The sequence below is a fragment of the Thalassospiraceae bacterium LMO-SO8 genome (genome assembly GCA_031655335.1).
In the GTDB taxonomy this organism is placed as follows: Bacteria; Pseudomonadota; Alphaproteobacteria; order Rhodospirillales; family Casp-alpha2; genus UBA1479.
On the sequence record CP134226.1, the window covers coordinates 848,944 to 869,817 of the forward strand.

Annotated in this window: 22 protein-coding genes; 9 read left to right on the forward strand and 13 right to left on the reverse strand. The window is 64.9% G+C overall.

The window, feature by feature from the left end:
- Nucleotides 1-10: 10 nt before the first annotated feature.
- The 3 genes from RJ527_04080 to RJ527_04090 all read right to left on the reverse strand — a co-directional run bounded on the left by RJ527_04080 (nt 11) and on the right by RJ527_04090 (nt 1,186).
- Nucleotides 11-289, reverse strand: a complete 279-nt coding sequence (locus tag RJ527_04080) for a hypothetical protein (protein ID WND76929.1) — start codon at nt 287-289, stop codon at nt 11-13.
- 163 nt (nt 290-452) lie between these two features.
- A complete protein-coding gene (locus RJ527_04085; GenBank protein WND76930.1) occupies nt 453-827 on the reverse strand; it encodes a 6-carboxytetrahydropterin synthase in 375 nt (124 codons plus the stop codon).
- Nucleotides 824-1,186: a 6-carboxytetrahydropterin synthase gene (locus RJ527_04090; GenBank protein ID WND76931.1), complete on the reverse strand. Its 363-nt coding sequence runs from the start codon at nt 1,184-1,186 to the stop codon at nt 824-826. Before RJ527_04090 ends, RJ527_04085 begins: the two co-directional genes overlap by 4 nt.
- A gap of 195 nt (nt 1,187-1,381) precedes the next feature.
- Between RJ527_04090 and RJ527_04095 the strand changes: the two genes are divergently transcribed.
- On the forward strand, nt 1,382-1,699 hold the full coding sequence (locus tag RJ527_04095) for a TraR/DksA family transcriptional regulator (GenBank protein WND76932.1): 318 nt from the start codon (nt 1,382-1,384) through the stop codon (nt 1,697-1,699).
- 99 nt (nt 1,700-1,798) lie between these two features.
- Here the strand turns inward: RJ527_04095 and RJ527_04100 are convergent, their stop codons facing one another.
- The 5 genes from RJ527_04100 to queC all read right to left on the reverse strand — a co-directional run bounded on the left by RJ527_04100 (nt 1,799) and on the right by queC (nt 8,625).
- The gene (locus tag RJ527_04100) at nt 1,799-4,006 is read right to left on the reverse strand and encodes a xanthine dehydrogenase family protein molybdopterin-binding subunit (protein WND76933.1); all 2,208 of its coding nucleotides are present in this window, start codon (nt 4,004-4,006) and stop codon (nt 1,799-1,801) included.
- A gap of 2 nt (nt 4,007-4,008) precedes the next feature.
- The gene (locus tag RJ527_04105; GenBank protein ID WND76934.1) at nt 4,009-4,467 is read right to left on the reverse strand and encodes a (2Fe-2S)-binding protein; all 459 of its coding nucleotides are present in this window, start codon (nt 4,465-4,467) and stop codon (nt 4,009-4,011) included.
- Between the two features lie 167 nt (nt 4,468-4,634).
- On the reverse strand, nt 4,635-6,815 hold the full coding sequence (locus RJ527_04110) for an adenylate/guanylate cyclase domain-containing protein (protein WND76935.1): 2,181 nt from the start codon (nt 6,813-6,815) through the stop codon (nt 4,635-4,637).
- A 178-nt stretch (nt 6,816-6,993) separates the two neighbouring features.
- Nucleotides 6,994-7,623 (reverse strand): 7-carboxy-7-deazaguanine synthase, encoded by a 630-nt coding sequence (gene queE / locus RJ527_04115; protein WND76936.1) that lies wholly within the window; start codon nt 7,621-7,623, stop codon nt 6,994-6,996.
- Nucleotides 7,624-7,896: 273 nt separating this feature from the next.
- Nucleotides 7,897-8,625 (reverse strand): 7-cyano-7-deazaguanine synthase QueC, encoded by a 729-nt coding sequence (gene queC / locus RJ527_04120; GenBank protein ID WND76937.1) that lies wholly within the window; start codon nt 8,623-8,625, stop codon nt 7,897-7,899.
- A gap of 78 nt (nt 8,626-8,703) precedes the next feature.
- Here queC and queG point away from each other — a divergent pair, with 78 nt between their 5' ends.
- Nucleotides 8,704-9,783, forward strand: coding sequence for a tRNA epoxyqueuosine(34) reductase QueG (gene queG / locus RJ527_04125; GenBank protein WND76938.1), 1,080 nt, complete (start codon nt 8,704-8,706; stop codon nt 9,781-9,783).
- Here the strand turns inward: queG and RJ527_04130 are convergent.
- Nucleotides 9,780-10,763: a CorA family divalent cation transporter gene (locus RJ527_04130; protein WND76939.1), complete on the reverse strand. Its 984-nt coding sequence runs from the start codon at nt 10,761-10,763 to the stop codon at nt 9,780-9,782. The two genes, queG and RJ527_04130, sit on opposite strands and share 4 nt — an antisense overlap.
- 127 nt (nt 10,764-10,890) lie before the next feature.
- Between RJ527_04130 and RJ527_04135 the strand changes: the two genes are divergently transcribed.
- Nucleotides 10,891-11,736, forward strand: a complete 846-nt coding sequence (locus RJ527_04135) for a formylglycine-generating enzyme family protein (protein ID WND76940.1) — start codon at nt 10,891-10,893, stop codon at nt 11,734-11,736.
- A 21-nt stretch (nt 11,737-11,757) separates the two neighbouring features.
- Here RJ527_04135 and phaR read toward each other — a convergent pair whose 3' ends face one another.
- Entirely contained in the window at nt 11,758-12,351 is a 594-nt protein-coding gene (gene phaR / locus RJ527_04140; protein ID WND76941.1) for a polyhydroxyalkanoate synthesis repressor PhaR, read from the reverse strand.
- Between the two features lie 147 nt (nt 12,352-12,498).
- Here phaR and RJ527_04145 point away from each other — a divergent pair, with 147 nt between their 5' ends.
- The 6 genes from RJ527_04145 to RJ527_04170 all read left to right on the forward strand — a co-directional run bounded on the left by RJ527_04145 (nt 12,499) and on the right by RJ527_04170 (nt 18,178).
- A complete protein-coding gene (locus RJ527_04145) occupies nt 12,499-12,927 on the forward strand; it encodes a hypothetical protein (GenBank protein ID WND76942.1) in 429 nt (142 codons plus the stop codon).
- A gap of 16 nt (nt 12,928-12,943) precedes the next feature.
- Entirely contained in the window at nt 12,944-13,987 is a 1,044-nt protein-coding gene (locus RJ527_04150) for an alpha/beta fold hydrolase (protein ID WND76943.1), read from the forward strand.
- A 213-nt stretch (nt 13,988-14,200) separates the two neighbouring features.
- On the forward strand, nt 14,201-15,376 hold the full coding sequence (locus RJ527_04155; GenBank protein WND76944.1) for an acetyl-CoA C-acetyltransferase: 1,176 nt from the start codon (nt 14,201-14,203) through the stop codon (nt 15,374-15,376).
- Nucleotides 15,377-15,455: 79 nt separating this feature from the next.
- Nucleotides 15,456-16,181: an acetoacetyl-CoA reductase gene (phbB, locus tag RJ527_04160; GenBank protein ID WND76945.1), complete on the forward strand. Its 726-nt coding sequence runs from the start codon at nt 15,456-15,458 to the stop codon at nt 16,179-16,181.
- 42 nt (nt 16,182-16,223) lie between these two features.
- Entirely contained in the window at nt 16,224-17,237 is a 1,014-nt protein-coding gene (locus RJ527_04165) for a VCBS repeat-containing protein (GenBank protein ID WND76946.1), read from the forward strand.
- Nucleotides 17,234-18,178, forward strand: a complete 945-nt coding sequence (locus RJ527_04170) for a DMT family transporter (GenBank protein WND76947.1) — start codon at nt 17,234-17,236, stop codon at nt 18,176-18,178. The genes RJ527_04165 and RJ527_04170 overlap by 4 nt, the downstream gene beginning before the upstream one ends.
- 48 nt (nt 18,179-18,226) lie before the next feature.
- Here the strand turns inward: RJ527_04170 and RJ527_04175 are convergent, their stop codons facing one another.
- From RJ527_04175 to RJ527_04185, 3 genes are read right to left on the reverse strand one after another with little or no spacing between them, the layout of a single operon-like run.
- A complete protein-coding gene (locus RJ527_04175) occupies nt 18,227-19,606 on the reverse strand; it encodes a hypothetical protein (protein WND76948.1) in 1,380 nt (459 codons plus the stop codon).
- Complete coding sequence (locus RJ527_04180; GenBank protein ID WND76949.1) at nt 19,606-19,989, reverse strand: hypothetical protein; 384 nt, start codon at nt 19,987-19,989, stop codon at nt 19,606-19,608. Before RJ527_04180 ends, RJ527_04175 begins: the two co-directional genes overlap by 1 nt.
- A 5-nt stretch (nt 19,990-19,994) precedes the next feature.
- The gene (locus tag RJ527_04185; GenBank protein ID WND76950.1) at nt 19,995-20,762 is read right to left on the reverse strand and encodes a hypothetical protein; all 768 of its coding nucleotides are present in this window, start codon (nt 20,760-20,762) and stop codon (nt 19,995-19,997) included.
- Between the last annotated feature and the right edge of the window lie 112 nt (nt 20,763-20,874).

The window sequence follows — 20,874 nt, forward strand, 5'->3', positions numbered from 1 at the left end:
GCCCGCCGCCTTATCCCGCTTGGGCGTCGTCCCGTTTGACCGGCGTCGGCCATTCCATGGGCACTTCGACCGCATGGCCGAAGTAGCCGATCAGGTCGATGAAGCTTTTGACCACGGACAGGTTGGGGATCGACGACAGGATCGGGCCGCCGGCACCTTCGGGAATCGGAAACAATTCATCGCCGGGCTGATTGTCCCGGTATTCCTGCACCGCACGGTGATAGTTCCGTTCGTCGGTGATGATGAAGAAATCCGGGTCCTTCTTGGACTGCAGGATCAGGAATTCCATGGGACGTCTCCTCGTTGCCGCATCGGCTTGCAGGCGCACATTTGGGGTATTCCCCGATATGTTGCGTAATTGCAAATCCGTCGGCCAAGATTTTGAGATAACAGGCGGAATCGGGCAAGGAGAAAGCCGCGCGAGGAGGCGCGGCGCGGGATATTCGCCGGCGTCAGGCGCCTCGATAGACGCAGCCGGTGGTGGCGTTCTCGCGAATCTCGATCTCGCTAAGCCCTTGAAGATGAGTCGCAATTCGATCCCACAGCCAGACGGCGATGTTTTCCGTCGTGGGATTTTCCAGGCCTGGAACCTCGTTCAGATAATGATGATCGATTTCCGCCAGAACGGGCTCGACCCGGGCCGCGACCTCGGCGAAATCGATGACCCAGCCTTCCGATTCGCGGACCGGGCCGGTCACGGCGACGCGCAGGAGGAAGGTATTGCCGTGCAGGCGCGAGCAGATATGGCTGTCCGGCAGGCGCGGCAGACGGCGGGCACTTTCGAAGGAAAAGCCGTGATAGACGGTCATCGTGCCGGAGGCGGTCATGTGGACATTCCTTTCGTGGTGCAGCCGACGGCCGGGTTTTCCCAAAGCTCGACCGCGATGTCGCCGCGCAGGCGCTGCGCCAGCCGGTCCCGCAGATAGCCGCAGAGGCGTTCCGTCGAGGGATTTTCCAGGCCCGGCAGCTCGTTCAGGTATTGGTGATCGATGTCGGCCAGCACGGCGTCGATTTCGCGCCTCAGATCCGCCGGGTCGATGACCCAGCCCGTCCCCGTGTCGGACACACCGGTAAGCCGCACGGTGCCGTTGAAGGTATGGCCGTGCAGGGCCGCCGCCGGATGATCGGCGCCCACGCCGGTCAGGCGTTGGGCCGCCACGAAGGTGAAATCCATGAACCGTTCCATGGCCGGTTTCCTAGAGCATTCCGCCGGGCGAGGAAAGCCCGAAGCGGGGCCGAAGAACCCGGCCGGTTGCGCCGCCGCCGTTCCGCTCCCAGATAATTGACCTAGCTCAAGGCGGCACTGGCCGATGTTATCGACTATGCTAGTCTAATCACTACACGGCGCCGATTGCCGCGTCCAAATCGAAAGGGAATGTCCATGAGCCTTGGGGAAAAAATGAAGCCGGTGCTGGAAAAGCGCCTCGCGGTGCTGAAAGAGGAGATCGCGGACATCGACCAGACGCTGCGCGAACCGGACAGCCAGGATTTCGAGGAACGCGCCACGGAAAACGAGGGCGACGAGGTGCTGGAAGATCTGGGCAATGCGGCGCTGACTGAAATCGCGCAGATTGAATCCGCCCTTGAGCGGATCGCCGGTGGCACCTACGGCGACTGCGTGACCTGCGGCGACGCCATTCCCCCGGCGCGGCTTGAGGCCGTGCCCCATGCGGCGCAGTGTATCAAATGTGCGTCCTGACGGACGCAGGGCATCAAGCGCGCGTCCTAGCGCCCTAACCCATTCCTGGCTTCTGGACCGGATGAAGACCGCCCGCCAAACGGCGGGCGGTCTCCGGTTCTACGCTTGCATGCCTCGGGTAAGCGGCAGCGTAGTGATCCATTTCCCCGTGGCGCGGGCGACGGCGTTGGCCACGGCCGGGCCGATGGACGGCACGCCGGGCTCGCCCACCCCGGTCGGGGGGGCCTCCGACGGAACGATATGGACCTCGACCTTGGGCATGGCCGAGATGCGCAGCGGCGTATAGGTGTCGTAGTTGCCCTGTTCGACCGCGCCGTCGGCGCCCAGGGTCAGTTCCTCGGCCAGGATGGCGCCGAGGCCGAACCCGGTCCCGCCCTCGATCTGCGCCTTGACCACGTCCGGGTTGACGACGGTGCCGCAATCGACCGCGGCGACCACCCGGTGCACCTTGACCTCGCCGCCCTTGACCGAAACCTCGGCGACATGGGCGACGAAGGTATGGAAGCTTTCGTGCACGGCCAGGCCCAGGAACCGGCCCTTGGCCAGCGGCTTGCCCCATCCGGCCTTTTCCGCCGCCAGCTTGAGAACCGCCGCATGGCGCGGATGATCCTTGAGCATCGCCAGGCGGAACGCCAGGGGATCGGCCCCCGCCGCCGCCGCGACCTGGTCGAGGAAAGCTTCGGTCGCATAGGCGGTATGGGTGGAACCGACGGCCCGCCACCATAGGGGCGGCACGCCGACTTCCGTGGACGTCAGGCCGACATGCAGGTTGGGCACCGCATAGGGCAGGTTGGACGCCCCCTCGACCGAGGTCTGGTCGATGCCGTTCCGGATCAGGCCCTGGAACGGCGTGCCGGCGACGATCGACTGGCCGACGATGTGGTGGTCCCAGGCGACCAGCTTGCCGGACCCGTCGATGCCGGCCTTGAGCCGATGGACATAGGCCGGGCGGTATCGTCCGCCCCGCATGTCGTTCTCGCGGGTCCATTGCACCTTGACCGGGGCCTTGTAGCCGATCGCCTTGGCGACCATCACCGCCTCGGCCACGATGTCGGCGTCGGGCGTGCCCCTGCGGCCGAACCCGCCGCCGGTCTTCATGATGTGCAGGACGACCTGCTCGGGCTTGATCCCGGCGACGCCCGCCGCGATGCCCTGGTAAAGACCGGGCAGTTGGTGCCCGGCCCAAAGCTCCAGAGTGCCGTCCGCGTTCATGCGCGCCACGGCGTTGAGCGGCTCCATCGCCGCATGGGCGAGATAGGGAAAGCGGAAGGTCGCCTCCACCGTCTTGGCGGCCCCCGCCAGGGCTTTGGGCGCGTCGCCGTCGTTGCGGGCCACGGCCTGCGGCTTGCCGGCGGCGCGCGCCTCGTAATCGGCGAGGATCGCCGCCGAGCCCCGGGTTTCCGCCTTGCTTTCATCCCAGGTCACGGCGACCGCGTCGCGCGCGGCGAGCGCCGCCCACATGTGGTCGCCGACCACGGCGACGCCGCGCGGCGTCGCCACCACGTCGACCACGCCCTTCATGGCCTTGGCCTTGGCCCCGTCGAACGATTTCACCACCGCACCGAACCTGGGCGGATGGATCATCACGGCGGTCAGCATGCCGGGCAGTTTCACGTCGATGGTGAAGGGGTGGGTGCCGTCGGTCTTGGCCTTGCTGTCATATCTGCGCAGATCGCTGTTGCCGATCAGGGTCCAGTCGTTGCGGCCTTTCAGGGGCACGTCCTGGGGCACCGGCAATTGCGCGGCCTTGGCCGCCAGATCGCCGAAACCGGCCGACTTGCCGGACGGATGCGACAGGCGCCCGTCCTTCACCGTGATCTCGGACGCGGGCACGCCCCAGTCCTTGGCGGCGGCCTCGGTCAGCATGATGCGGGCGGCGGCCCCGGCCTTGCGGTAGCGGTCGAACGACGTGGTGATGGAGGACGAACCGCCCGTGCCCTGCACGGCGCCGCCCCAGGCGATGTTGCCGTAGGCCTTCAGGTCGCCGGTGGCGCCCTCGACCGTAAGGCGGTCCCAGCCGGCGCCCAGTTCCTCGTTCACCAGGGTGGCGAGCCCGTGATAGGAGCCCTGCCCCATGTCGAACTGGGACGACAGGATGGTGACGCTGCCGTCGGCGGCGATCCTGATGTAGGCGTCGAACGGCGCGGGGGCCGCGGACACGGCGGCCCCGCCGGCGGCCCGCGCGGGCACGCCGCCGAAACCGATGACGAAAGCCCCCGCGGCGGCGGCCGAGGCGACGAGGAAGGCGCGGCGGCTGGTTTTCACCGAAGCGGCCGGGGCGAGATGTTCAATGATCTTGGGCAGCATGATCAGGCCTCCAGCCGGCGGGCGGCTTCGTGGATGCCGGCCCGGATGCGGTGATAGGTGGCGCAGCGGCAGAGGTTGCCGTCCATCGCCGCGTCGATGTCGTCGTCCGAAGGCTTGGGCGTTTCCGTCAGCAGCGCCACGGCGGCCATCACCTGGCCCGACTGGCAGTAGCCGCATTGCGGCACGTCCATGTCCGTCCACACCTGGCGGACCGTTTCGGCGACCTTGCCGCCGATCCCTTCGATGGTGGTGACCTTCACGCCCTTGAGGTCGCCGACGAAAGTCTGGCAGGACCGCGACGGCTGACCGTCCAGATGCACGGTGCAGGCGCCGCACAATGCCTGGCCGCATCCGAATTTGGTCCCGGTCAGGCCGACCAGGTCGCGGATCGCCCAAAGCAACGGCATGTCGTCCGGCGCATCGACCTCATGATCGACGCCGTTAATGTTCAGTTTCGGCATTTTTCGACTTCCCTATTTGATTTGTCACCGTTCCCTGTCGGCGCCCCCGATGACACCTGGGCGGACAAGCGTCCGCCACCAGAACGGATATTCTGGTATAACAATCCCTAGATGGTTCCGCTACGCCGTCTGTTCAAGTTACCGGACGATGAAATTTTCTCGCGGGCCTATTTCCGGTCGGAAATCTCGACCCCGTCCCAATCGTCGGGGGGCGGCGCCGATGCATAGCGCCGGGCCCGTTCCCGGTACACCAGGGCGACGCCGTCGCCGGGAAAATCCGCCAGAAAGGCGTCGATGAGGGATCCGACGCCGGTCCAGTCACGGGCCAGATAGGCGTCGTAGATTTCGGCCCAGCGCGCACAGCGCCGGTGCGCCTCGGGTGAGGCCGCGATGGCGGCGTCACCGTCCAGCGCGCCGAGAAGTTCATAGACCATGATCGGCTGCGTGCTGCCGGCTGGCCGGACCCGATCGACGGGCCGCGTCAGGAACCGGTCCACGACCCTGTCCCGCACGACGTCGCTGATGAGGATGCGGGTGCCGTAGGCCTTGTTCAGGCCTTCCAGGCGCGACGCCGTGTTCACGCAGGCGCCGATGGTGGTGTGGTCCATGCGCGTGCGCGACCCGACGTTTCCGACCACCGCCTCGCCTTGATGCAACCCGAACCGGGTATGGATTTCCGGCCACTTGTAGGACCGCCACATCTCGTTCAGGCGGTCGTTTTCAGCGGCGCATTTCAGGGCGGCCCGGCAGGCGCGGATGGTGTGTTCCGGATCGTCCTCGACGCCGTTCCACACGGCCATCACGGCATCGCCGATGTATTTGTCGATGTTGCCGCCTTCGGCGAGAACCTCCGCCGACAGGACTTCGAAATAGGACGACAGCTTGCGCATCAGGTCCTGGGGGTTCATCAATTCGCCCAGCTTGGTGAAGCCGACCGCGTCGGTGAACATGACCGTGACCTGGCGGCTTTGCCCGCCCAGCTCGGGCAGTTTTCCTTCCTTGATCAGGTTGTGGACCACACCCCTGGGGATGTAGCGGCCTAGCCCCTGCAAGGTGGTCTTCAAGGTGCCGATCGCCGCCGCCAGATCCTGCACCTCGGCGACCCGCGACCGGATCGTCAGCGGCGCGTCCAATTCAAGGCGCCGAATGATGTCGGTTTCCCGCGCCAGATCCGCAATCGGCCGCGCCATGTTGCGGGCGACAAGGACGATCAACAGAGTGCCGCCGAGAAGAAACAGCAATGACAGGGCCAGGCTGTTGACGGTCAACCCGGCGACACCCTTGAGAACTTCCGCCCGCAGCAGCGCAATACCCAGAAAGGCGTCCGTGCTGATCTGGGTGTCCAGGCGCACGATATGGGACACGAACGGCGTTTCCCCCACGTCGAACGAGATCAGGTCCGGTTCGCCGTCAAGAAAGGCAAGCGGCTTGGCGCCGATGAAGGCATCCATCGATTGGACCCGGGCAACCAGGCGCGCGCCGATCCGGGCGGCATCGAACATGGCTTCGGCGATGGGGTCGTCCAGGTCCTTGACCTGGGCGGGGCGCAAGGTTCCGTCCGCGCCGCGGACCACGATCTTCCGCTTGTCCGGATGGGCGATCACCATGCCGTCGCGGGTAAAGGCGATGGCGCTGCCCTTGCCGGCGATGTCCAAATCCTCCAGCACCCGCGACAGGCCCGACAGGGTCATATCGACGCCGAACACGCCGCCGACGCCGCCATCGACGCGCTTTGACGCGGTAATCCCCACGGTGTTCAGCGTCGCGAAGGCATAGGGCATGGACAGTTCCACCGCATCCCCCTTGGCGACGGCCTTGTACCAGGGCCGGGTACGCGGATCGTACCGCTGCATGCGGTGGAACGGTTCGCCGAACGGCCGCTTGGCGGCGTCCAGGAACGTCCAGGTTTCGTCGCGCGCCTGATCGGCCGGTCCCCGCAGATGGCGGACGATGAACCGCGTGCCCGCGGGCACCACGACCTTGCCCCAGTCGATGGTTTCGCCGGGAACGACATTGTAGATCTGGATGAAATCCGTATTTCCGACGGCGAAGTAGACGGAGGAGACCTGGGGATTGACCTCCATGAAGCCGGCGACATAGCGCCTGGCATCTGGACCGAAAGGCTCTCCCGACGCCGACCACGCCAAATCCTCGGCGTCGGCGGCAAGAGCCAGGGCCGGTCTGAGCGTCCCGTCGACCCGAGCCTTGATCCGTTGCGCCACATCGCTGATCGACTTGGCCGTATAGCCGTAGGTCAGGGCGGCGTTATGATAGTGATTGAAGTAGATGATGGCGGAAAACACCGCCAGCGTGATCAAGGCAAACGCAAGGATCAGGCTCCACGCCATGGGAAGCCTGAAAACACGCTGTTTTACCTTTACCTTGGGGTCAGCGGAAATAGACCCCAATTCATCATCGGGCATGGCCGAACAGCCTGGAAACCATGACCCCCCCGCATTAGGTAATCATAAAGCATCGTGATTTCATAGCGTTGTGTCGTTCTGCCGGCCGCATCGGCCGGTCAGGTCAGGGAATGCCCAGCAACTTGTGGGTCTGCAACGACAACCGCCATTTCGGATGCGCAAGGCAGAAATCCACGGCCGCCCTGGTATGGGCATCCCGATCGGGGCCGTCCATGGGCTGCAGCAGAAAGTTGGCGAACCCCCAATCCTCGAACCGCTGCGGCTCGGCACCCGGTTGGGGAAACACCAACTTCAATTCATCCCCGGCGCGCTGCACCACCTCGGTTCCGGCCTTGGGACTGACGCAGATCCAGTCGAGCCCTTGGGGCGCCTTGAGCGTGCCGTTGGTTTCCACGGCGACGCGGAAACCTGCATCGTGAAGGGCTTCGATCAACGCCTCGTCAACCTGCAACAAGGGCTCCCCGCCCGTGCAGACGACCAAAGGCTCCCCCCCGCCCGGCCAACTTGCCGCCACCGCCGCCGCCAGGGCAGCCGCATCCTTGAAGACGCCGCCGCCCGGACCGTCCGTGCCGACGAAATCCGTGTCGCAGAACCGGCATTGCGCCGCCGCGCGGTCCTGTTCGCGCCCGGACCACAGGTTGCATCCGGCGAAGCGCAGGAACACGGCCGGGCGGCCGGTCTGCGCGCCCTCGCCTTGCAACGTGAAATAGATTTCCTTGACCGAATAGGTCATCGCCCGTTCCCGGTTTCAGCACCCCGCACCGTGCCGGGCCGCGTTGCTATACGCCTCTCGGCGTGCAATTTGCAAATTTTGTGACCCAGGTCACGGACCGCAACCACATCCATATGTAATTTAGAAAAATATGATTTGTCCCGTTTGAATTTCGGAGGCGGCCATGCCGATCCTCAAGCCATCCACCTTACGCAAGGCGCTGAACGCGGTGCTGCTCGGCATTGGCGCCTTGTTGGGCCTGATGCTCGCCTTCTCGGCCGGCGGCGCGCAGGTCTAGACGGCGTAGGCCGTGGGGTCGGCGACCCCGGCCTCGGCGAACCCCTTCTTCCGCAGCAGGCAGGAATCGCAGCGCCCGCAATGGACCGGCATATCCGTGGCGCCGCCCGCACCCGGATGCGGGTCGTAGCAGCTCCACGTCTGCGCGTAATCGACGCCCAACGTCATTCCGTGCTGGATGATTTCCGCCTTGGTCATGTCCATCAGCGGGGCCTGCACATGGAATGGGCCGTCCGTGCCGCGGGCCATGGCCTCGACCCCTTCCTTGGTCGCCAGATTGGCCAGGCGCTGAAACGCCTTGATGAAGGCCGGGCGGCAATCGGGATAGCCGGAATAGTCGAGCGCGTTGACGCCGATGAAGATGTTCTTGGCGCCCCCCGTTTCGGCCAGCGCCAGGGCATGGGCCAGGAAGATGGTGTTGCGCGCCGGCACGTAAGTGACGGGAATGCCGTCGGCCATGGCGTCGGCATCGCGGTCCTTGGGCACGTCGATGTCCGCGGTCAGGGCGGACCCACCGTAGATCGTCAGGTCGATGTCGGCGACGGCATGACGGGCCACCCTCATGCGCCGGGCGACGCGGGCGGCGATGTCCAATTCCACGGAATGGCGTTGCCCGTAACGGAACGACAAGGCCAGAACGCGGTAGCCCTTGTCCCGCGCGATGGCCAGGACGGTCGTGGAATCGAGTCCGCCCGACAACAAAACCACGGCTGTTTCACCGTTCACCACGGGGTCATTCTCCAGGTATGTCTGTATGGTAGTGTCCCCTGCCTAGCACATTGCCGCGATGCGCACGAGAACCGGATGAACCCGACTGCACCAGACCTTCTGAAACGTCGCCTGATGGACGAGGCCAGGGCCCTCGGCTTCGACGCCGTCGGGGTCACCGACACGCGGGCGGCACCCCGCGACCGGCAGGCGTTGGAGGCCTTTCTCAAGGCCGGGCATCACGGCGACATGGCCTGGATGGCCGACGGCCCCCGGGGGGCGGTGCGCGGCGACCCGCAAGCCATGGTGCCGGGCGCGCGCACGGCCATCGTGCTGGCCCGCAACTACGGCCCCCCGGGCGATCCCATGAACATTCCCGGGCAGCCGGACAAGGGGGCGATCAGCGTCTACGCCCAGGGCAAGGATTACCATGACGTCATCAAGAAGCGCCTGAAGCAACTGGCCCGTTGGCTCCAGGCCGAAGCGGCCCAGGACCGGGACGACCCGCCCGACGTGCGGGTTTTCGTCGACACGGCGCCGCTCATGGAAAAGCCCCTGGCGCAACGCGCCGGAATCGGCTGGCAGGGCAAGCACACCAACCTGGTGTCGCGGCCCCATGGGTCCTGGTTGTTCCTGGGCGAAATTCTGACCACGTTGGAACTGCCGCCCGACCGGCCGGAAGCCGACCATTGCGGGTCCTGCGACGCCTGCCTGCGCGCCTGTCCGACGGACGCCTTTCCCGAACCCTACCGGCTGGATGCGACGCGCTGCATCAGCTATCTGACCATCGAGCACAAGGACGCCATCGCGCCCGACCTGATGGCCCGCATGGGCAACCACGTCTATGGCTGCGACGACTGCCTGGCCGCCTGTCCGTGGAACAAATACGCGCATCCGACGGACGAGCCCGCCTTCGCCCCCCGCCCCGACCTGGACGGACCGCGCCTCGCCGATCTGGCGCGGCTCGACGACGCGGCGTTCCGAAAGATGTTCGCGGGTTCGCCGATCAAGCGCACGGGCCGCGACAGGTTCGTGCGGAATGTGATGATCGCCCTGGGCAATTCGGGCGACCCGGCGCTGGCGCCGGTGGCGGAAGATTTATGCGGCGATGCATCGGACCTGGTCGCGGGGGCCGCCCGCTGGGCCCAGGCCCGCCTGACCGGGACGAACGGCTAGAGATAGCGGCGGTTGCGGAAATAAAGCCAAAGGGCAATCCCAAGGACCAAAAGCCCGCCGCTGATGGCCCAGAACCCGGCCTTCGATTCCGCAAGCGGTATGCCGCCCACGTTGATGCCGAGAAGCCCCGTGACGAAACCGAGCGGCAGGAAGATCGCCGCGACCACGGTCAACGTCGTGGTGATGTCCGTCGCCCGCTGGTTTTCCAGGGAACGCAATTCGTCCTGGGTAACCTGCGCGCGGCCCAGGATGGCTTCGATATCAGCCGCAAGGCGCCCGAATTCGGCCGACAGTTCCGCCAGTTCGTCGGCCGCAGAATCGTCGACCCAGGCCGGACGCCGTTCGGCGATATCGGCAAAGGCGGCGCGCTGAGGCTTGAAGAAGCGGTGCAGCTGGATCGCCCGGCGACGCAGCCTAGCGATCCGCGGACGCAGGGTCTTGGTCTCGTCGGCCTGGGCCAGGTCCTCGTCGATCTCGTCCAAGTCCTCGATCACGCCGGCGAGAATCTCGGCCTTCTCCTTGGCCATGTTGCGGCCGACGGCACAGAGAAATTCAGAAACGGAGCCCGGCCCTGATTTCTTCGCCAGGGCGATCTTGATGTCCTCGATGGCGGCAAGGTGGCGCAGGCGGGCGGAAATGATGCGCGCCGGCCCGATCCACAGACGCAGCGAAATCATGTCGTGGGGATCGGCGTTCTCGTGGGTGTTGACCTCGCGCAGGATCAGCAGGATGCCGTCGTCCAGCTCGGCATATCGTGGCTCCGTATCCGGCGCCAGAAGCCCCTCGACCGCAAGCTCCGGCAGGTCCGGCTGGTCGTGCAGCCATTGGCGGGCGGGTTCCTTGGTAATGTCCAGGTGCACCCATTCGACCCGGCCTTTTTCCTGCTGCACGGCAAGCTGATCGACCTCGAGCAGGCGCGCCCCGCCCTCGCCGTCCAACACCCCGGTGAACACAAACCCTGCATCGCTCGCAGCCGTCATCGTCCTAAACCCTCGTCGTTTCGCACCCGCCACAGGTCGCGGGATATCTCCTGCCGCCATCGACCGCACGGTCGTATATGATTATCCTAACAGAACCGGATTCCATTTTTGGGCAAATCAACACGTCATGATCTCCCGCTTTCCTCCCGTCCTCCGCATCACGGTCCTCCTGCTGGCCCTGTCCGCCGTCCCGGCCCTGGCCCAGACACCGGCTGCCCCGGCCTCTAAACCGGCGGTCAAGCCGGCGCCCGCGCCGCCCAAGGTGTTCAAGGACTGCGACGTCTGCCCGGAAATGGTCGTGCTGCCCAAGGGGGCGTTCATCATGGGCAGCGACCTGCTGCCGGCGGAACAGCCGAAGCACCCGGTATTCATCAAGAAGCCCTTCGCCATGAGCCGGTTCGAAATCACCTTCGACAATTGGGAGGCCTGCCTGGCCGACAAGGGCTGCACGCACAATCCCCACGACCACAACTGGGGCCGTGGCCGTCAGCCGATCATGAACATCGATTTCCACATGGCCGAGGGCTACGCCAAGTGGCTGTCGCAGAAGACCGGGCACAAATACCGCCTGCCGACGGAAGCGGAATGGGAATACGGTGCGCGGGCCGGATCGACCACGGCCTATTGGTTCGGCGACAACCCGGACGACGGCCTGATCAATTGCCGCAAATGCGCCGGCGCCGTGCCCGGCCACCGCAACGCCCCGGTCGGCCAGTACAAGCCCAATCCCTTCGGGCTCTACGACATGCACGGCAACGCCTATGAGTGGGTCTCGGACTGCTGGATCCCCAACTATAACGGGGCGCCGCGCGACGGTTCCGCGCGGACCGAAGGTGACTGCGACGTGCGCGTGATCCGGGGCGGGTCCTGGTATTACTTCGCACGGCAGTCGCGTTCGTCGTCACGGGCCAAGAACGCCGCGGCGGTGAAAAGCTATTGGCTGAGTTTCCGGGTCGTCCGGGAACTGGACTGAGGCGGGAGGCTCCCGAAACGCCTACTTCTTGTCGCCGGACAGGGAATCAAGCTGACGCTGCATCTCTTCCAGCTTGGCCCGCATGTCGTCGATGTCGGCGCCGCTCTTCGGCGCGGCGCCACCTTTCGGCGCGTCAGTCGGCTGCGTCGGCATGGGAAACGGCGAGAACATCTTCATGGCGTTCTCGAACAGCACCATGTTCTGCTTGGACACTTCCTCGAACTGACCGAACGGATTGAAGCCCCCGAGCGCGTCTTCCATCGTTTTGCGCAGCGCTTCCTGATTGGTCGCGAAGGACTGCATCGTCTGTTCCAGGTAATTGGGCACCACGGCCTGAAGGCTGTCGCCGTAGAAGCTGATGAGGTGGCGCAGGAAGCCGATGGGCAGCAGATTGGTGCCCTTGCTTTCCTCTTCGACGATGATGTGGGTCAGAACCTGGCGGGTGATGTCCTCGCCGGTCTTGGCGTCGTTGACGACGAACTCGTCACCATCCTTGACCATCTGGGACAGGTAATCGAGCGTCACATAGCTTGACGTCGCCGTATTATAAAGCCGCCGGTTGGCGTACTTCTTGATGATAATCGGCTCGCCCTCGGCAGGCTTTTTTTCCGCCATGGGTCTCCCCCAGGTAAACGCGTTGCGACGCGGCAAAATACCGCGTCCATTGCTGCGCCGCAATGAAAGTTTCCCCGCCCCCGGGGCGGGCGGTATAGTGAGCCCACCGGACACCCCAGCGACACGCGCGGAGACAAGGAAGCCGCCATGGCCGATCAACCGGACTTGGACCAACTGGCGAAACAATACCTGGATTTGTGGCAGGACCACATGCAGTCCATGGCCGCCGATCCCCAGGTCACGGAAACCATGTCGCAGATGACGCAGATGATGACCGGCTCGGCCACGGCCTTCGCGGCCCTGGCGCAGCAGGCGCTCAACGCGGGAAAGCCCCCCGGCCAGACCAGGGAAACCCAGACCCATGACCAAGCAGACGACGGACGCGGCCCGGCCGCCCCGCCCTCCGGCGGTGCCGGGGCCCCGGCCCCTGGCGCTGCACATGGCGGTGCAGACCTCGACATGGCTGAGCTCGCTCGCCGCCTTGACGGCATCGAACGGCGGCTTGCCGCCCTTGAGGCCGGAACTGGCGGCGCGCGCAAGGGAACTGGAAAAAGCCCTTCAAAACGTTCCGCCTGAGGTCTTCTACAAGGCCGTGACGGAGGAGGCGCGCCGGCGCCTGGACCAATTCTCCCGGGGCGTGCGCAAGTACCGCACGGCCCCCCGCACGGCCCGCCCGGCCGAACCGCCGGTGATCTGGCGCGAGGGTTCGACCCGCCTGCTCGACTATGGCGCCGTGCCCGAGGCGGCGGCCCCGGATGGCCCTGTCGTCCTGGTTATTCCCTCCCTGGTCAATCGGTTCTGGATCCTCGACCTGGACCACGACCAAAGCTTGCTGCGCTCCCTCGCGGCGCGCGGCCTGCGCCCCCTGGTCATCGATTGGGACGCGCCCAAGGGCGCGGAGACGGCCTTCACCCTTTCCGATTACATCGCCGGGCGGCTGGCCCGCGCGCTTGACGTCGCGGTCGCCCTCAATGGCGGGCCGGTGGCGCTGGCCGGCTACTGCATGGGCGGGCTGCTGGCCCTGGCCCTGGCGCAGCTTCGCATCAAGGATATCCGCGCCCTCGCCCTGATGGCCACGCCCTGGGACTTTCACATCGCCCGCGGCGACCTGGTGCGCGTGCTGGCGGGCATGATGCCCCGGCTGGAGGACACGGTGGCCAAGGCCGGCGTGTTGCCGGTCGACATGATGCAGGCGATGTTCGCGAGCCTCGACCCTTACATGACGCCCGCCAAGTTCCGCCGCTTCGCGGAGACGGCCCCGGACACCCTGGAGGCCAAACGCTTCGTGCAGTTGGAGGACTGGCTGAACGACGGCGTCGTGCTGGCCGGGCCGGTGGCGCTCGAATGTTTCCGCGACTGGCATCTGAACAACACGCCGCCCCGGGGCGAATGGATCGTCGGCGGCGACGCCATCCGCCCGGACCGGATCACCTGCCCCGTCCTGGTCGTGGTGCCGGAAAAGGACCATCTCGTGCCGCCGGGATCGAGCCGCGCCCTCGCGGCCGGCCTGCCCGACGCCGAGGTCCTGTCCGTCAACGCCGGCCATATCGGCTTGGTCGCCGGCGGCAGCGCGCATCAGACGCTGTTCGCGCCGCTGTCCGACTGGCTTTTGTCCGCCCCCGCGCCCATATCTTGACCTGCGTCAAGGTGGCCCGGGGATCATCCTTGTATCCATCAGGGATGCGCCATATAACCGACAGAGGGACGAAGGCCGCCTGAAGCGGCCACGCAAGGCAAACATCCAAACGGTTTCAATTCGGCGCGGTGCCGTAAAACCGCGTATTTGCAACCGCCTCGCGGGGCCACGGTCCATGCCTGGGGGATGTATTCATGTTGAGGAGAGAGAAGAATGTCTGAAGTCGTAATCGCCAGCGCCGCGCGCACCGCCATCGGCGCCTTCAACGGCGGCCTGAGCTCCGTCCCCGCCCATTACCTGGGCGAGGTGGCCATCCGCGCCGCGCTGGAGCGCGCCGGCGTCGCCCCCGAAGACGTCAACGAAGTCATCATGGGCCAGATTCTGTCGGCCGGCGCCGGCCAGAACCCGGCCCGCCAGGCCGCCGTCAACGCCGGCATCCCGGTGGAGGCCACGGCCTACGGCATCAACCAGCTGTGCGGCTCGGGCCTGCGCACGGTGGCGCTCGGCTTCCAGGCGATCAAGCTGGGCGACGCCGACGTAGTCGTCGCCGGCGGTCAGGAAAGCATGAGCCAGGCGCCCCACGTCATGAATCTGCGCAACGGCACCAAGATGGGCTCGGCCGAAATGATCGACAGCATGATCAAGGACGGCCTGACCGACGCCTTTCACGGCTATCACATGGGCAATACGGCGGAAAACGTCGCCCAGCGCTGGCAGCTGACGCGCGAGGAACAGGACGCCTTCGCCCTGTCGTCGCAGCAGAAGGCCGCCGCCGCCATGGAAGCCGGCAAGTTCAAGGACGAGATCTGCCCCGTCACCATCAAATCCCGTAAGGGCGAGACGGTGATCGACACGGACGAACACCCCAAGCCGGGCACCACGGCCGAGGCCCTTTCGGGCATGCGCACCGCCTTCGACAAGGAAGGCACGGTGACCGCCGGCAACGCATCGGGCATCAACGACGGCGCCGCCGCGACCGTCCTCATGACCCTGAAGAACGCCGAAAAGCGCGGCATCACGCCGCTGGCCCGCATCGTTTCCTGGGCCACCGCCGGCGTCGACCCCGCCATCATGGGCACGGGCCCGATCCCGGCGTCCAAGGCCGCCCTGGAAAAGGCCGGCTGGTCGGTGGCCGACCTGGACCTGATCGAGGCCAACGAGGCCTTCGCCGCCCAGGCCTGCGCCGTCAACAAGGACCTGGGATGGGATACCGCCAAGGTCAACGTCAACGGCGGCGCCATCGCGCTCGGCCACCCGGTGGGGGCCTCCGGCACGCGGGTGCTGACCACGCTTCTATACGAAATGCAGAAACGCGACGCCAAGAAGGGCCTTGCCACGCTGTGCATCGGCGGCGGCATGGGCATCGCCATGTGCGTCGAACGGGACTAGCCACGGGATGACGGGACGCGGGCCGGGTCCCCGGCCGGCGTCCCGCGCCACCACGACAAAAAACCCAAGGGAGGCAGACATGGGACGCGTCGCATTGGTTACGGGAGGAACACGCGGGATCGGCAAGGCCATCAGCGTCGCCCTGAAGGAAGCCGGATACACCGTCGCCGCCAACTATGCCGGCAATGACGAAGCCGCCGCCAAGTTCAAGGACGAGACGGGCATTCCCGTCTACAAGTTCGACGTCGGCGACTTCGACGCCGTCGCCGCCGCCCTGACCCAGATCAAGGCCGACATCGGCGCGGTCGAAGTCCTGGTCAATAACGCCGGGATCACCCGCGACGTGCCCTTGCACAAGATGAGCAAGGAACAATGGGATGCGGTCATCAACACCAACCTGTCGGGTCTGTTCAACCTGACCCGCAACGTCATCGACGACATGCGGGGCGCCGGTTTCGGGCGGATCGTCTCGATCAGTTCGATCAACGGGCAGAAGGGCCAGTTCGGGCAGACCAATTATTCCGCCGCCAAGGCGGGCGACCTGGGCTTCACCAAGGCCCTGGCCCTGGAGACGGCGTCCAAGGGCATCACCGTGAACGCCATCGCGCCCGGCTACATCGCCACGGAAATGGTCATGGCCGTGCCCAAGGACGTGCTGGACACCAAGGTCATCCCGCAGATTCCCGTGGGCCGCCTGGGCCAGGCCGAGGAAATCGCCCGCTGCGTCGTGTTCCTGGCCTCGGACGAAGCCGGCTTCATCACCGGCTCGACCATCTCGGCCAACGGCGGGCAGTACATGATCTAACCTTCTGGCGCAGGTCAGGCAGTTTTGTTAAGACGGCGCGTCATGGTACGCGCCGTTTTTCTTTTCGCCCTCAGTGCCGTCCTGTCCGCCGCCTCGACCGCCGAGGCGATGGACGTGCGCGAATTCGGGGCCGAACTGCCGAGCCCCGTGACATGGGTCGGGCGCATCGACGGCGCGGCCGTGATCAAACTCGCCGACGGCAGCCACCATACGGTCGGCCTGGACGACCAGGGCGTGACCTTGACGCCCCGCCCGGAACCCCTGCCCCCCGTGGGATCGAGCGACCGCGCGCCCATGCCGGACGAGGTCGTCGTGACGGGCACCCGCAACATCCGCGCCGCCTGGTACCGCAAGCCGACGGACCGCTACGGCCACGGCGTGCTGGGCGACGCGATCGAGGCGGGCGGCCTGGCCCTGCGGCTCAAGGGCGGCTACCTGGAAACCCTGACCCTGACCACCCAGGCCGTGTTCGAGGACCGCTTCCCCCGCATCGTCGACATCGACGGCGACGGGGTCGACGAGATCCTGGCCGTCAAAAGCTATACCAAGGCAGGCGCCGCGCTGGCCGTCATCGAGACCTCGGACCGGGGCCTGCGCCAGGCCGCGGAATCGGAGCCCATCGGCCAGCCCTTCCGTTGGCTCAATCCCGTCGGCGTCGGCGATTTCGACGGCGACGGCCGGCGCGAAATCGCCGCCGTGGTCACGCCCCATGTCGGCGCGGTGCTGACGCTTTACGAATGGCGGGGCGAGCGGCTGGAGGTCGAACATCGGGCCCCCGGCTTTTCCAACCACGCCATCGGATCCCGTGAACTGGGCCTATCCGACGCCGCCGACATGGACGGCGACGGCATCCCCGACCTGATCGTCCCCGATGCCGCCCGGCGCAACCTGCGCGTCGTGACCTTCGCCTTCGGCACCTTCCGCCAACTGGCCGAGGTCCATAACACCGGCACCATCGATCTTGCCGTGGTGGTTCAGGATCTGGACGGCGACGGCCGGCCCGAGGCGGTGATCGCGCCGGGTGGGCGGCTCAAGGTCGTCAAATTCCTGCCATGACCGCCGCGACCGCCGCCGCCACGGCACGAACGCGGGCGACCCTAGTCGGCGCCACGGCTGTCCTCATGTGGGGCATGCTGGCGTTGCTGACCACGCTGACGGGTCATGTCCCGCCGTTCCAGCTGGTCGCCATGAGCTTCACCGTCGCCACGGCGATGATATCTCTCAAATGGATTATCAAAGGGGAACGGCCCTTAGCCTTCCTGCGTCAGCCCTTGGGCGCCTGGGCCCTCGGCGTGGGCGGCCTGTTCGGCTATCACTTCTTCTATTTCATGGCGCTGCGCAACGCGCCGCCGGTCGAGGCCGGGCTGATCGCCTACCTGTGGCCGCTGTTGATCGTGCTGCTCTCGGCCCTGTTGCCGGGCGAACGGCTGCGCTGGTGGCATGTGGCGGGGGCGTTCGCGGGCCTTGCCGGGACCGTCGTGCTGGTGACCGATGGGGCGGGTATCGGCGGCTTCAAGTCCGAATACACGTTGGGTTACGCCATGGCCGGGGCCTGCGCCCTGACCTGGTCGGCCTATTCCGTCGTCAACCGGCGTTTCGGCACGGTGCCGACGGATACGGTCGGCGGGTTCTGTGCCGCCACCGCCGTGCTGGCGGCGATCAGCCACCTGGCGTTCGAGACGACGGTCTGGCCCGCCGACGCGGGCGAATGGCTCGCCGTGCTGGGCCTGGGCCTGTTGCCCGTGGGGGCCGCCTTCTTCGCCTGGGATCACGGCACCAAGCACGGCGACATCCAGGTACTGGGGGCGCTTGCCTATGCCGCGCCGCTGATCTCGACGGTTCTACTGATCGCCTTCGGCCGGGGCGAAGCGTCGCTCTCCGTGGGGCTCGGCTGCCTGCTGATCGTCGGCGGCGCCGTGCTGGCGTCGAAGGACATGCTGCGAATTCCCTCTCAGAAAAATCCGACCTCCGGCATTGCCAATGGCCCGGATGCATAGCCCTTTGGCACGGCGTGCGGCCTACAACACTCGATAGGGACAATCGCGTCAGAAGAAGGTGTCTCGGAACCTGAACGTGTGATCCTCTTGGTTTCGGAGTGCCTCCATGATCATGTTCTCATGATTGCTGTCGCCAAGCGCGCCGAAACCTTCCGAGAGCACCCTGAGTCCGCAGCCAAGAATGTCCAGCAAGGTCCACTGCTTCGCCGAAAGGTGCGCGACGCCGGGACTTAGGTAGTCATGCATCTCGCCGTTCGAGTATGTTCGCACCAGAACGCTGGGGAGCGCGGAATTCACAATCGCCCAAGGGTACATGTTGAGATTGGTGAACCCATTGGGGTGTCTGGTTACGGTTTGCAGCATCAACTCAAAAGAGGCGCGGAGACCTTCATGCGCCTTCCTGATCTCCTCGTAACCGCCGCCGGTCTTGCTTTGCAATCTCCGGTCCATGTTTGCGGTGAAGTACTCCCCCATTTCCAACGGAGTCATCAGGTCCCATTCGCTACAAAATGCATCCACCGCCTTAATCGCGTCTTCCAAGTGCAACACGTCCGGGTGGCGACTTGCTACCTCGACAATTCCTTCGAAGGCAATGACTGGGTTGAGACCATCTGCCATAGACTGGCCATGCGGTTTCAGGGCCATCAACGACGACCAGATGATATAGGTCAAGGCGTCACTATGCACTTGAGTGAAGCCTTTGCTAGCCAAGTAATCGGCGACGCTATTGCGTGCCCGCAGATAGCGGTTCGCCGCCGGGCTGCGGGCGATCAGTTCGGTTACCCGAAAGGTGTTTTCAGCACCGAAAAGTTCATGCAAAACCGTAAGCTGCGCATTGCAGGCGCTGGCCTCCAGAAGGTCGACCGGCGTTAGCCAATAGGGAGCACCGAACGGTCGTTGGAACCCCCTGAAGTTTTCAACCGTATTCCGATATTTGTTTAGGATGGTGACCGAGTCGGGGCTCAAGGCTTCGAACTGTTCCGCCGGCGGCAAGGGCACGGGAATGTCCTTGCCGGTGGCAACCTGCCATTTCTTCAGATCGTTCAGCAGGTAGGCCGTATTCTGGTAACAGTTCGCAAGCAGGAACAGTATGTCCTGCCCGCAACAGCTTCCGAGCAAGTCGTGGGCGTGGCGCAGTTCGTGAAAGTACCCCGAAAGATACATCAGGAATAAATCGTGCTGCCGCCGGGAGGGATTTTGTCGAAGGATTCTTTCCGAATGATCCCTGACAACCTCGTCCCAATCGTTCCGCGCGAACTGCTCCGGATTATCTTCCGGGCGGGACAGAAAGGTGACATGCCGGATCGCCCTTTCGGTCTCCGGATCAACCCTGCCGGCCTGATTGGCGTCGAAGCTTATGGCGACGGCGAGCGTGTCTTGCGTCGCACGGCCCAAAAACGCCGACTCATTTAACGTCAAGACTGTCATTACGATTCTACTTCGAACTCGTCCATCAGTTCCTTCAGTGCGGCCGGGTCCTTGGCGCTGAAGCGCACCCGCTTCCCACTCGGCAATCTTACATCCAGTTTGAATTCCTCGTTTTGCTTGCCATACGCCTTGTATTTGTCCCACAGGTGGTTGGAGATAAGATTCAAGGCGATGGTGCCAGCAATCGGTCCGACGACATTGATGACAAGCCAGCCAAGGGTGCCGGCCGTCGCCAAGTCGAGCGAAAGCGCCTGATCCGATGGCGACGCATCCCGCATCTCGCCCTGAACAATCGTCGTTCCGTCTTTGGAGCCTTGCAGTTGTTCCAGATCGGCAACCGATTTCGGAACCAGGATCGCGAATTGAACTTGAGTCTTAGCCATGTCGATTAATTCCTTTCCTTTTTCCAATCATCGCGAATTTTCTGGGCCAATTCGCCATGACCCAACCCCGAGAGCCGCGTGGCCAAAGCGACGGCAGCCTCCAGCGATAACTGCGGCAACACCTGTTTCAACAGCTCGTCCGGATCGCCCTCGCCAGTCTCGATGCTCATATGCAGCGCCCCCGCCAGATCTTGAAGAGCGGCGTAAGCCTGACCGGCGTTCTGGGCGAGCTCCCTTCGCACGTCTTTCGGAATATGGCCGCCGTGGGTTTTGATCGCCATCTCGTAGTGGAAAATCCGTAATTCCGGGCAGCGCTCCATCCCTTGTCCCAGGACGAGGTGCGCAGCCGCACGTTCGTCTTCGCCGCATGGAAGCGGAACCACCAGAATGTGCCTATAAATTTTCTCGGCCTCGTCCAGGTCCCCCCGGTAGGCAAGCAAATTGCCGTAGGTCAGAAGGTTGGCAAAGTACCGATCCGGCGCCTTGGCGACCAGAGCCGCTTCCACCGCCAAAATCGCAAGACGCTGGCGGATGAAGGGAACGTCTTCATACTGGTCGCTTTCCGCGAGGCAGCCGAGTTGGAATGCCATCCAAGGCGTAACTTCGCAAATGGTCTCAAGTTCATCCAACCGCGGATCAGTCGGGTTTGCCTCGAGGAGGTCGAGCAAAAGTTGGAGTGCTGCGATTTCATTTTCTTTGTTAACCGGCTCCGGCGTCGGACGAGTGGAGACCCGCAATCGGTTCCATTCGGTGGGAGCTTGGTCTTCCATCATCAATCCCCACGCTCTAACTGTCGGGTTAGGCGGCGAAAGCACCCTCAGTGGCTATGCCTTAAGCAGGAGCCATCAGTCCACGACGACCAAAATAACGTAAATTAATTGAATT

Excerpts from the sequence above, each read along its gene's own strand:
- RJ527_04080 (WND76929.1), bottom strand. The coding sequence starts at position 289 with ATGGAATTCCTGATCCTGCAGTCCAAGAAGGACCCGGATTTCTTCATC.
- RJ527_04085 (WND76930.1), bottom strand. The coding sequence starts at position 827 with ATGACCGCCTCCGGCACGATGACCGTCTATCACGGCTTTTCCTTCGAA.
- RJ527_04090 (WND76931.1), bottom strand. The coding sequence starts at position 1,186 with ATGGAACGGTTCATGGATTTCACCTTCGTGGCGGCCCAACGCCTGACC.
- RJ527_04095 (WND76932.1), top strand. The coding sequence starts at position 1,382 with ATGAGCCTTGGGGAAAAAATGAAGCCGGTGCTGGAAAAGCGCCTCGCG.
- RJ527_04100 (WND76933.1), bottom strand. The coding sequence starts at position 4,006 with ATGCTGCCCAAGATCATTGAACATCTCGCCCCGGCCGCTTCGGTGAAA.
- RJ527_04105 (WND76934.1), bottom strand. The coding sequence starts at position 4,467 with ATGCCGAAACTGAACATTAACGGCGTCGATCATGAGGTCGATGCGCCG.
- RJ527_04110 (WND76935.1), bottom strand. The coding sequence starts at position 6,815 with ATGGCGTGGAGCCTGATCCTTGCGTTTGCCTTGATCACGCTGGCGGTG.
- queE (WND76936.1), bottom strand. The coding sequence starts at position 7,623 with ATGACCTATTCGGTCAAGGAAATCTATTTCACGTTGCAAGGCGAGGGC.
- queG (WND76938.1), top strand. The coding sequence starts at position 8,704 with ATGAACCCGACTGCACCAGACCTTCTGAAACGTCGCCTGATGGACGAG.
- RJ527_04130 (WND76939.1), bottom strand. The coding sequence starts at position 10,763 with ATGACGGCTGCGAGCGATGCAGGGTTTGTGTTCACCGGGGTGTTGGAC.
- RJ527_04135 (WND76940.1), top strand. The coding sequence starts at position 10,891 with ATGATCTCCCGCTTTCCTCCCGTCCTCCGCATCACGGTCCTCCTGCTG.
- phaR (WND76941.1), bottom strand. The coding sequence starts at position 12,351 with ATGGCGGAAAAAAAGCCTGCCGAGGGCGAGCCGATTATCATCAAGAAG.
- RJ527_04145 (WND76942.1), top strand. The coding sequence starts at position 12,499 with ATGGCCGATCAACCGGACTTGGACCAACTGGCGAAACAATACCTGGAT.
- RJ527_04155 (WND76944.1), top strand. The coding sequence starts at position 14,201 with ATGTCTGAAGTCGTAATCGCCAGCGCCGCGCGCACCGCCATCGGCGCC.
- phbB (WND76945.1), top strand. The coding sequence starts at position 15,456 with ATGGGACGCGTCGCATTGGTTACGGGAGGAACACGCGGGATCGGCAAG.
- RJ527_04165 (WND76946.1), top strand. The coding sequence starts at position 16,224 with ATGGTACGCGCCGTTTTTCTTTTCGCCCTCAGTGCCGTCCTGTCCGCC.
- RJ527_04170 (WND76947.1), top strand. The coding sequence starts at position 17,234 with ATGACCGCCGCGACCGCCGCCGCCACGGCACGAACGCGGGCGACCCTA.
- RJ527_04175 (WND76948.1), bottom strand. The coding sequence starts at position 19,606 with ATGACAGTCTTGACGTTAAATGAGTCGGCGTTTTTGGGCCGTGCGACG.
- RJ527_04180 (WND76949.1), bottom strand. The coding sequence starts at position 19,989 with ATGGCTAAGACTCAAGTTCAATTCGCGATCCTGGTTCCGAAATCGGTT.
- RJ527_04185 (WND76950.1), bottom strand. The coding sequence starts at position 20,762 with ATGATGGAAGACCAAGCTCCCACCGAATGGAACCGATTGCGGGTCTCC.